Annotated in this window: 9 protein-coding genes; 6 read left to right on the top strand and 3 right to left on the bottom strand. The window is 74.8% G+C overall.

Features of this window, described 5'->3' with window-relative positions; genetic code table 11:
* The coding region (locus PV350_RS40440; RefSeq protein WP_500338419.1) for a LysR family transcriptional regulator at positions 1 to 887 on the bottom strand (887 nt) is incomplete at its 3' end.
* 117 nt (positions 888 to 1004) lie between these two features.
* On the opposite strand from PV350_RS40440, the gene PV350_RS40435 reads away from it, so the two are divergent.
* Genes PV350_RS40435 through PV350_RS40410 form a run of 6 tightly spaced genes read left to right on the top strand, consistent with a single transcriptional unit; the run spans position 1005 to position 7827 of the window.
* Positions 1005 to 1877, top strand: a complete 873-nt coding sequence (locus PV350_RS40435; RefSeq protein WP_500338418.1) for an FAD binding domain-containing protein — start codon at positions 1005 to 1007, stop codon at positions 1875 to 1877.
* A gap of 1 nt (position 1878) precedes the next feature.
* The gene (locus PV350_RS40430) at positions 1879 to 2400 is read left to right on the top strand and encodes a (2Fe-2S)-binding protein (RefSeq protein WP_499515292.1); all 522 of its coding nucleotides are present in this window, start codon (positions 1879 to 1881) and stop codon (positions 2398 to 2400) included.
* Entirely contained in the window at positions 2397 to 4769 is a 2373-nt protein-coding gene (locus tag PV350_RS40425) for an aerobic carbon-monoxide dehydrogenase large subunit (protein WP_500338417.1), read from the top strand. The genes PV350_RS40430 and PV350_RS40425 overlap by 4 nt, the downstream gene beginning before the upstream one ends.
* An 8-nt stretch (positions 4770 to 4777) precedes the next feature.
* Positions 4778 to 5737: an XdhC family protein gene (locus PV350_RS40420; protein ID WP_500338416.1), complete on the top strand. Its 960-nt coding sequence runs from the start codon at positions 4778 to 4780 to the stop codon at positions 5735 to 5737.
* Positions 5727 to 6626 carry an AAA family ATPase gene (locus PV350_RS40415; RefSeq protein WP_500338414.1) on the top strand — a complete coding sequence of 300 codons (900 nt, stop codon included), beginning with the start codon at positions 5727 to 5729 and terminating at the stop codon, positions 6624 to 6626. The genes PV350_RS40420 and PV350_RS40415 overlap by 11 nt, the downstream gene beginning before the upstream one ends.
* Entirely contained in the window at positions 6619 to 7827 is a 1209-nt protein-coding gene (locus tag PV350_RS40410) for a vWA domain-containing protein (RefSeq protein ID WP_500338413.1), read from the top strand. The genes PV350_RS40415 and PV350_RS40410 overlap by 8 nt, the downstream gene beginning before the upstream one ends.
* Before the next feature lie 58 nt (positions 7828 to 7885).
* Here PV350_RS40410 and PV350_RS40405 read toward each other — a convergent pair whose 3' ends face one another.
* Together PV350_RS40405 and PV350_RS40400 are read right to left on the bottom strand one after the other, a co-directional pair.
* Positions 7886 to 8872: an NAD-dependent epimerase/dehydratase family protein gene (locus PV350_RS40405; RefSeq protein WP_500338411.1), complete on the bottom strand. Its 987-nt coding sequence runs from the start codon at positions 8870 to 8872 to the stop codon at positions 7886 to 7888.
* A gap of 33 nt (positions 8873 to 8905) precedes the next feature.
* Positions 8906 to 9625: a TetR/AcrR family transcriptional regulator gene (locus tag PV350_RS40400; RefSeq protein ID WP_500338410.1), complete on the bottom strand. Its 720-nt coding sequence runs from the start codon at positions 9623 to 9625 to the stop codon at positions 8906 to 8908.
* Between the last annotated feature and the right edge of the window lie 144 nt (positions 9626 to 9769).

Below are 9769 nucleotides of genomic sequence, written 5' to 3'. Positions count from 1 at the left end.
CCCATGATGCGGGTGGCGGCGGCGGTGTGGAGGAAGTGGAGGAAGACGTCGGTCGCGGGGGAGCGGAAGCCGGGGGGCAGGACGGTGGCGTACCAGGTGGCGTCCGCCGGGGTGGCCGGGGTGTCGAGGAGGCGCAGCTCGTCGCGCCGCAGGCGCGGGGTGACCAGGTGCGCCACCGCGGGCGCCACGCCCGCGCCCTCCGCGGCGGCGTCCCAGGCCGCGGTCTGGTGCGGGAAGACCCGGACGCGGGGTTCCGGCACCCGCAGCCTGCGCAGCAGGCGGCCCGTGTCGGCGCCGGGGTCGGTGCCGGAGGCGTCGACCAGCCACGTCCAGCGGGACGGCGGTCCCGCCGGCCGGGGTGCCCGGGGTCCGGTCACCGCGACCAGCAGGGCGCGGAAGACGGGCTCGCCGATCAGCCCCCCGCCGCGCACCGCACCCAGGTCAGGGCCGAGCGCCACGTCGGCCAGGCGGTGCTCCACCAGCGCCCGCATCTCGCTTGTCGTGGCGACGCCGAAGGACGTGTCGATGCGGCGGCCCGTCCGTTCGGCGAAGGCCTCCGTCAGTGACGGCAGCACGAACTCCGCGAGCGTGCCCGCGGCCACCACGCGCAGCTCGTCGGGCCCGCCCTGCGCCGCCCGCACCGCGGCCTCCGCGTCCGCGCTCAGCGCGACCATGCGCGAGGCGACGGGGAGCAGCCGCGCGCCCGCCGGGGTGAGCCGCATCCCGCCGCCCGGCGCGCGCCGGATCAAGGGGTCGCCGAAGTGCGCGCGCAGCGCGCCGAGCGACTGCGACACGGCGGACTCGCTCACGTTCAGCGTCCGCGCCGCGGCGGTGACCGAACCGAGCCGGGCCACCAGCACGAAGGTGCTGAGCTGCGTCACGGTCACCCTTCGATTTTCTCCCTTTCACCCCGATAAGTGAAGCCTTATCGGCCCATTGCCCCGGCGCGGCGGCGAGGCGCAGCATCGCCGCACAGGGGGAACGCCCGGATCCAGGAGGGCGCCATGCAGGTTCCGGCCACGTTCCAGTACGCGCGGGCGACCGGCGTCGACCACGCCATCGAGCTGCTCATCCGGTACGGGCCCGAGGCCCGCGTGGTGGCGGGCGGGCACAGCCTGCTGCCGATGATGAAGCTGCGGCTCGCCCAGCCGGAGGCGCTGATCGACATCAACGGCCTCGACGAGCTGACCCGCATCCGGGTGGACGGCGGTGAGCTGGCCGTCGGCGCCGTGGTCCGCCACGCCGACCTGCTGGCCTCGGCCGTGGTCGGCGAGCACTTCCCCGTCCTGCGTGACGCGGAGCGGATGATCGCCGACCCGCTCGTGCGCAACCGCGGCACGGTCGGCGGCTCGCTGTGCCAGGCCGATCCGTCCGAGGACCTGTCCGCCGCGTTCTGCGCGCTGCGCGCGACCCTGGTCGCCCAGGGGCCGGACGGCCGTCGGGCCGTGCCGGTGCGGGAGTTCTTCCTCGGCCCGTACGAGACCGTCCTCGGCGAGGCGGAGCTGCTGCTGGAGATCAGGGTGCCGATCCGCTCGCACGCCAGCGCCTACCGCAAGGTGGAGCGCCGAGCCGGTGACTGGGCGGTCGCCGCCGCGGCCGCGGTCCTGGAACTGTCGGCGGGCGTGGTCACCGAGGCGGGCATCGGGCTGACCGCCGTCGGTGCGCCCCGGTTCGTCGCCGAGGAGGCCGAGCGGTACCTGCGCGGGGGACCGCCGGGCGAGGAGCGGTTCACCGAGGCGGGCCGGATCGCGGGGGAGGAGTGCCGCCCCTCCGCCGACCAGCGCGGCCCCGTCGACTACAAGCGGCACCTCGCCGCCGAGCTCACCGTGCGGGCGCTGCGCGCCGCGGCCGCCCGCGCCCACGGGCAGGAGGCCTGACATGCAGATCACGGTCACCGTCAACGGCGAGCGGTACACCCGGGACGTCGAACCCCGGCTGCTGCTCGTGCACTTCCTCCGCGACGAGCTGGGCCTCACCGGCACCCACTGGGGCTGCGACACCTCCAACTGCGGGGTCTGCGCCGTCTGGCTGGACGGCGAGCCCGTCAAGTCCTGCACGGTGCTGGCGGTGATGGCCGACGGCCACGAGGTCCGCACCGTCGAGGGCCTGGCCGAGGGGGCGGAACTCGACCCCGTCCAGCAGGGGTTCGTCGCCTGCCACGGACTGCAGTGCGGCTTCTGCACCCCCGGCATGATGATGACCGCCCGCTGGCTGCTCGACCACGACCCCGACCCCTCCGAGGAGGACATCCGGGAGGCCATCTCCGGCCAGGTGTGCCGCTGCACCGGCTACGAGAACATCGTGCGCTCCATCCGCTGGGCCGCCGAGCGGGGCCGCACCGCGCGACCCGCCGAAGAGACGGCGCAGGAGGCTTCCGGCCGTGAGGAGGTGCGGACATGACCACCACCGGGGAGCGGCCGGTCGGCTTCGGGCGGATGAAGCGCAAGGAGGACGCCCGCTTCGTCCGCGGCCACGGCACCTACGTCGACGACGTACGGTTGCCCGGCATGCTCCACGGCGCCGTCCTGCGCAGCCCGCTGGCGCACGCGCGGATCGTGTCCGTCGACACCTCCGCCGCCGAGGCGCACCCGAAGGTCAAGGCCGTGATCACCGGACGGACCCTGGCCGGGCTGGGACTCGCCTGGATGCCGACCCTTTCGTACGACACCCAGGCGGTGCTCGCCACCGACAAGGTGCGCTTCCAGGGGCAGGAGGTCGCCTTCGTCGTCGCCGAGGACCGCTACGCGGCCCGCGACGCCCTCGAGCTGATCGACGTCGAGTACGACCCGCTGCCGCCCGTCGTCGACGCCCGCCGGGCGCTCGACCCCGACGCGCCGCTGATCCGCGACGACAAGGAGGGCCAGACCGACAACCACGTCTTCGACTGGTCCGCGGGCGACAAGGAGCGCACCGACGAGGTGTTCGCCCGCGCCGACCTCGTCGTCACGCAGGACATGCTCTACCCCCGGGTGCACCCCGCCCCGCTGGAGACCTGCGGCACCGTCGCCGACATGGACGCCGTCACCGGCAAGCTCACCGTGTGGTCCACCACCCAGGCCCCGCACGCGCACCGCACCCTCTACGCCATGGTGTCCGGCATCCCCGAGCACAAGATCCGCATCATCTCCCCCGACATCGGCGGCGGCTTCGGCAACAAGGTCGGCATCTACCCCGGGTACGTGTGCGCGGTCGTCGGCTCCATCGTCACGGGCAAGCCGGTCAAGTGGGTGGAGGACCGCTCGGAGAACCTGATGAGCACCTCCTTCGCCCGCGACTACCACATGCACGGGGAGATGGCGGCGACCGCGGACGGGCGGATCCTGGGCCTGCGCGTGAAGGTCGTCGCCGACCACGGCGCCTTCAACGCCACCGCCCAGCCGACCCACTTCCCCGCCGGCTTCTTCGGCGTCTTCACCGGCTCGTACGACATCGAGGCGGCGCACTGCGCGGTCACCGGCGTCTACACCAACAAGGCGCCGGGCGGCGTCGCCTACGCCTGCTCCTTCCGCGTCACCGAGGCCGTCTACCTCGTGGAGCGCATGGTCGACGTGCTCGCCGCCGAACTCGGCACCGACCCCGCAGAACTGCGGATGCGCAACCTGCTGCGGCCCGAGCAGTTCCCGTACCGGAACAAGACCGGCTGGGAGTACGACTCCGGTGACTACCCGCGGGCCCTGCGGCTCGCGATGGACCTCGCGCACTACGACGACCTGCGCCGCGAGCAGGCCGAGCGGCGCGGGCGCGGCGAACTCATGGGCATCGGCGTCAGCTTCTTCACCGAGGCCGTCGGCGCGGGCCCGCGGCGGCACATGGACATCCTGGGCCTCGGCATGGCCGACGGCGCGGAACTGCGCGTCCACCCCACCGGCAAGGCGGTGCTGCGGATCTCCGTGCAGACACAAGGTCAGGGCCACGAGACGACGTTCGCGCAGATCGTCGCCGAGGAACTGGGCATCCCGCCCGAGGACGTCGAGGTGGTGCACGGCGACACCGACCAGACGCCCTTCGGGCTCGGCACCTACGGTTCCCGCTCCACCCCCGTGTCCGGCGCGGCCGCCGCGCTGGTCGCCCGCAAGGTCCGCGAACGGGCCCGGCTGGTCGCCTCGGCGATGCTCGAGGTGAGCCCGGACGACCTGGAGTGGACCAAGGGCCGCTGGTTCGTCACCGGCGACCCCGACCAGGGACGCACGATGGCCGAGATCGCGCTCGCCGCGCACTCCAGCCTCGAACTGCCCGAAGGCGTGGAGGGACACCTGGACGCGACCTGCGTCTACAACCCGCCCAACCTCACCTTCCCCTTCGGCGCCTACATCTGCGTCGCCGACGTCGACGCCGGCACCGGGCAGGTCAAGGTGCGGCGCTTCATCGCGGTGGACGACTGCGGCAACCGCATCAACCCCATGATCGTCGAGGGGCAGGTGCACGGCGGGCTCGCCGACGGGCTCGGCATGGCGCTCATGCAGGTGATCGCCTTCGACGAGGACGGCAACTGCCTCGGCGGGTCCTTCATGGACTACCTGCTGCCCACCTCCGTCGAATGCCCCTCCTGGGAGCTCGGCGAGACCGTCACCCCGTCGCCGCACCACCCGATCGGCGCCAAGGGCGTCGGCGAGTCCGCCACCGTGGGCTCGCCCGCCGCCGTCGTCAACGCCGTCGTCGACGCCCTGCGACCGCTCGGGGTACGCCACATCGACATGCCCCTGACCCCGGCGGCGGTCTGGCGGGCCGCACGGGGACGGCCGTTCCGCAGCGACCTGGCGATCACCTGAGGCCCCCGATGACGAGTACGGAACTGCTCAACCGCGCGGACCAACTGCGGCACGGCCGCACCCCGTTCGTCCTCGCCACGGTCGTCCGCGCGCAGCGCCCCACCAGCGCCAAGCCCGGCGACAGCGCGCTGGTGCTGCCCGACGGCACCGTGGAGGGCTTCGTCGGCGGCGTCTGCGCCGAGTCGACCGTGCAACTGCAGGGGCTGCGCCTGCTGGAGACCGGGGAGTCGGTGCTGCTGCGGATCACCCCCGGCGGCGCGGAGGGCGCGGCCGAGCGCGGGGCGGACGGGGGCGGGGCGGAAGGCGAGGGCCTGGTCACCGTCGACAACCCGTGCCAGTCCGGCGGGACCCTCGACATCTTCCTGGAGGCCCATCTGCCCCCCCTGCTGGTGCACGTGCTGGGCCACGCGCCGATCGCCCGCTCCCTGCTCGACGTCGGCCGGGCCCTCGGCTACGACGCCAGGCCCGCGGAACCCGGGACCCCGCTGCCCGGCGACCTGGACGCCGTCGTGATCGCGTCGCACGGCCGTGACGAGGAGGCCTCGCTGGCCGCGGCGGTGCGCGCGGGGGTCCCGTACGTCGGGCTCGTCGCCAGCCCCCGGCGCGGCGCCGCCGTCCTCGCCGGGCTCGGGCTGACACCGCAGGAGCGGGCCCGCGTCCACACCCCGGCGGGGCTGGACATCGGGGCCCGGACCCCGGCGGAGATCGCCGTGTCGGTGTACGCCGAGGTCATCGCGGTGCGACCGCGCCCCGCCGCCTGCCCTGGCGGCCACCCAGGCGCGGGCGAGCCCGCGGCGCCGGCGCGGCCCGTCGCGGAGGCCGTGGACCCGGTGTGCGGCATGACCGTCGCCGTCACCCCCGGCACCGTCGCGCTGACGGGGCAGGGCGGCGGCGCCGTCTACTTCTGCGGCCCCGGCTGCCGGCACGCCTACACCGACGACCCCACCCGCTACGCGCATGCCTCCTGACCCCGACGCCCTCGTCCCCGACGTCCCCGCCCTGCGCGCCCGGCTCGACGCCGCCGACTACCTCGCCGACGACGCGCTCGCCACGGCCCTGCTGCTGGCCGTCCGCATGCGCCAGCCGATCCTGCTCGAGGGCGAACCGGGCGTCGGCAAGACCGAGGCGGCCCGCGCCCTGGCCACCGTCCTCGACACCCCGCTGATCCGCCTCCAGTGCTACGAGGGGCTGTCCTCCGCGGAGGCGCTGTACGAGTGGAACTACCCGCGCCAGTTGCTCGCGATCCGGCTCGCCGAGTCCCGAGGCGAACCCCTGCGCGACGCCGACCTGTTCACCGAGGACTTCCTGATGCCGCGGCCCTTGCTCGCCGCGATCATCCATCCGGGGCCGCGGCCGGCGGTCCTGCTGATCGACGAGGTGGACCGCGCCGACGACGAGTTCGAGGCCTTCCTGCTGGAGCTGCTGGCCGACGCCGCCGTCACCGTCCCCGAACTCGGCACGCGCACCGCCACGGTGCCGCCCGTGGCCGTCCTGACCTCCAACCGCACCCGTGACCTGCACGACGCGCTGAAGCGGCGCTGCCTCTACCACTGGATCGAGTACCCGGACACGGAGCGCGTCGCCGCCGTCATCCGGCGCCGCGTCCCCGGCGCGGGGGAGTGGCTGGCGTCCCGCGTGGCCGGCGCGGTGGACCGGCTGCGCGCCGACCACCGGCTCACCAAGCCGCCCGGCATCGCCGAGGCCGTCAACTGGGCGGCCGCGCTGCGTGCGCTGGGCCTCACCTCGTTCGACGCGGACGCGGCCGACCGCACCCTCGGCGCGGTCCTCAAGTACGCCGAGGACCTCGCCGCGGTCCGCGCCGAGGGTCTCGCGCACCTGGTGGACAGCGATGCGTGAGGCCGGAGGCGACGCGAGTAATGCGAGGGTCGAGACGACACCGGTACCAGGGCTGGCGGAGGTCGTGGCCGCGCTCTGCGAGGCCCTGCGGCGGGCGGGGATACCGGTGGGACCGGACAGGGCCGCGCGGTTCGCGCGGGCGGTGACCGTGCTGGCTCCGGTGACGACGCCGCAGTTGCGGCACTGCGCCCTGGCCACGCTGGTGGCGGACCCGGAGCAGATCCCGGTGTTCGACGCCGTGTTCCGGATGGTGTTCGGCGCTGAGGGTCTCGGGCACGCGGTCGCACGGGGGCAGCGGGGCGACCCGCCGCGGTCGTCCGCCGGGGCCGGACGTGCCGCCCCACGGCGTGGTGCCGGGCGGCCCGCGGAGGACACCCCGGGGCGGGCGCGCGAGGTCGAGGCACCGACCACGGCCAGCCCCGCCGACCGGTTCGCCACCCGGGACTTCGCGGAGCTGACCGAGGACGAGCTCGCCCTCCTGGCACGGGCGATGCGCGCGATCGTGCTCAACACCCCGCTCCGCCCGTCCCGCAGGGGCCGGCCCGCCCACCACGGAGACCGCATCGACCTGCGCCGCACCCTCGCCGCCGGGCGCCGCACGGGCGGGTACCCGCTGCGGCTGCGCCGCTTCGTGCCGCGGCCCCGCCGCCGCGGCCTGGTCGTCCTCTGCGACATCTCGGGGTCGATGGAGCCGTACGCCCGGGCGATGCTGCAGTTGCTCTACTGCGCGTCGCGCGGCGCGCGGGCGGAGGTCTTCACGTTCGCCACCCGGCTCACCCGGCTGACCCCCGTCCTGCGGCGGCCCGGCCTGCCCTCCGACGCGCTGGCGCGCGCCGGGCGTACGGCACCGGACTGGTCGGGGGGCACGCGGATCGCCGCGTGCCTGGGGGAGTTCAACGAACGGTACGGACGCCGTGGCATGGCCCGCGGTGCCGTCGTGGTGATCGTCTCGGACGGCTGGGACACCGGCGACCCCGCCGTCCTCGCCCGGCACATGGCGGCGCTCGCCCGGGTGGCCTTCCGGGTCGTGTGGGCCAACCCTCGTACCGCCAGCCCCCGTTACCGTCCGCTCGTGGGTGGGATGGCCGCGGCGCTGCCGTACTGCGACGCCGTGGTCAGCGCCCATGACCTGGCGGCCCTGGGCGACTTCGCCGCCGCGCTGTCCGCGCCGGGGCGTCGTCGCGGCGCGGGGCAGGCGTGACGCGGGGCTTCGCACGGGTGCCGGTGCCGGTGCCGGTGCCGGTGCCGGGCGGTGGGTCTCAACCGCCCAGCACCTTGGCCTCCTTCTCCGGGGCGAGGCCCACGGTGGGCCGGTCGGGGCGCTGGGGTGCGGTGCCGCCCAGCGAGCGCAGCCACTCCCAGGTGTCGGCGACGGTCTCGGTGACGGGGCGGCAGCGCAGTCCGGTGGCGAGGGCGCGGGAGACGTCGGCGGTGTGGAGCGTGTCGTAGAGCTCGCCCGGGGGGAGCCAGACCGGCAGTTCGGTCCAGGGCTCGATGCCCGCGGCCAGCACCGTCTCCGGGTCCGTCCAGCGCAGTTCGGCGTCGGAGCCGGTCACCGCGGCACAGGCGGCCAGGAGTTCGCCGGTGGTGGTGTGCCCGGGCGGGCTGACGAGGTTGTAGGTGCCGCCGAGGCCGGATTCCGCGGCGTCCAGGACCCATGCGGCGAGGTCGCGGGCGTCGACGTACTGCAGGGGGAGGTCGCGGGGGCCGGGGGGGAGGACGGGGCCGCCGCGGGCGATGCGGGTGAGCCACCAGGGGAGGCGGCCGATGTTCTCGTAGGGGCCGAGGATGAGGCCGGCGCGGGCCAGCAGGGCGTGGTCGCCGAAGGACTCGGTCGCGGCGAGTTCGCCGCCGCGCTTGGCGCGGGCGTAGTCGACGTCGGGTCCGTCGCCGGGGGAGGCGTCCACGACGGGTCCGTCCTCGTCGAGTCCGGCGGGGGCGGGGTAGGTGTAGACGGAGCGGCTGGAGACGTAGGCGTACGTCCGGGCGCGGCCGGCCAGGAGGCGGGCGGTGGCCCGTACGGCGGCCGGTGCGCCGGACCAGGTGTCGACGACGGCGTCCCACTCGCCGTGTGCGAGGGCGGCGAGGCCGCCTTCGGTGCCGCGTTCCCCGAGCAGCACGGTGGCGCCGGGCGGTGCTTGGTGCCGGCCGCGGTGGAACACCGTGACCTCCCAGCCGCGCTCGAGCGCGTCCTCGACGACGGCGCGTCCCACGAATTCGGTTCCACCCAGGGTCAGCAGCTTCATACCGGCCACTGTGCCCCGCGGTGCGGCCGGACGTCAGCGATCACGCTGTGGGCGCAATCGTGCGGCGAGGGCGGTGATCATGAGGTCGACGGTGGTGTCGAAGGAGCTGTCGGCCATCAGGTGCAGGTGGCCGCGGGCGGCGGAGAGTGCGGGGTAGGCCTGTGGGTCGACCGTCGCGGAGCGGTACTCCTGGGTCCAGGCGCGCCGGTCGGCCTCGCGCTGGGCGCGCGGCAGTGCGAGGTGGGCGGCGTCGAGGGCGGCGTGGCCGAGGACGGTGTCGATGAACGCCAGGTAGAGGGGGACGGCGCTGTCGGGTGCAAAGCCCGCCCGCAGCAGGATGCCGATGCCGGCCTCCACGGCGCGGAACTCGTGTTCGCGGCGGGTGATCCGGTACGAGGCCATGGCGGCGGCGCGCGGGTGCGCGAGGTATCCGTCGCGGACCCGGACGGCCATGTCGCGCAGGGAGGCCTGCCAGTCGTCGCCGGGGGTGAAGCCGTCCATGGCGTCGCCGATGATGCGGTCGGCGACGGCGAGCAGCAGGTCGTCGGTGTTGTGGAAGTAGCGGTAGACCGCGCTGGGGTCGCAGCCGAGCGCCGCGCCGAGGCGGCGGACGCTCAGTGCCTCGGGGCCGTGTTCGCCGATGAGGCGCAAGGCGGTGTTGACGATGAGCGGGGCGGACAGCAGGACGCCCGAGCGGGTGGGGCGGCGGCGCTTGCGTTCCCGGGGGACGCGGTCGCCGGTGGCGGCGGTCATGGTCGGGCCCTTCTGTCGGCGTCGCGCACAGTGAAGGGGCCCGGCCGCCTTATGTCAACACCATTGACGGTAGGTGAACGCGGGCTGTTTCATCACAACCCCGCGCGGCTCTTCCCCGTCCGTCCTCCCTCAGAGGAGCCACAG

This window comes from Streptomyces sp. PA03-6a (genome assembly GCF_033792765.1).
In the GTDB taxonomy this organism is placed as follows: domain Bacteria; phylum Actinomycetota; class Actinomycetes; order Streptomycetales; family Streptomycetaceae; genus Actinacidiphila.
This window is presented reverse-complemented; position numbering and strand designations above follow the sequence as displayed.

Excerpts from the sequence above, each read along its gene's own strand:
- PV350_RS40430 (WP_499515292.1), top strand. The coding sequence starts at position 1,879 with ATGCAGATCACGGTCACCGTCAACGGCGAGCGGTACACCCGGGACGTC.
- PV350_RS40420 (WP_500338416.1), top strand. The coding sequence starts at position 4,778 with ATGACGAGTACGGAACTGCTCAACCGCGCGGACCAACTGCGGCACGGC.
- PV350_RS40410 (WP_500338413.1), top strand. The coding sequence starts at position 6,619 with ATGCGTGAGGCCGGAGGCGACGCGAGTAATGCGAGGGTCGAGACGACA.
- PV350_RS40415 (WP_500338414.1), top strand. The coding sequence starts at position 5,727 with ATGCCTCCTGACCCCGACGCCCTCGTCCCCGACGTCCCCGCCCTGCGC.
- PV350_RS40425 (WP_500338417.1), top strand. The coding sequence starts at position 2,397 with ATGACCACCACCGGGGAGCGGCCGGTCGGCTTCGGGCGGATGAAGCGC.
- PV350_RS40435 (WP_500338418.1), top strand. The coding sequence starts at position 1,005 with ATGCAGGTTCCGGCCACGTTCCAGTACGCGCGGGCGACCGGCGTCGAC.
- PV350_RS40400 (WP_500338410.1), bottom strand. The coding sequence starts at position 9,625 with ATGACCGCCGCCACCGGCGACCGCGTCCCCCGGGAACGCAAGCGCCGC.
- PV350_RS40405 (WP_500338411.1), bottom strand. The coding sequence starts at position 8,872 with ATGAAGCTGCTGACCCTGGGTGGAACCGAATTCGTGGGACGCGCCGTC.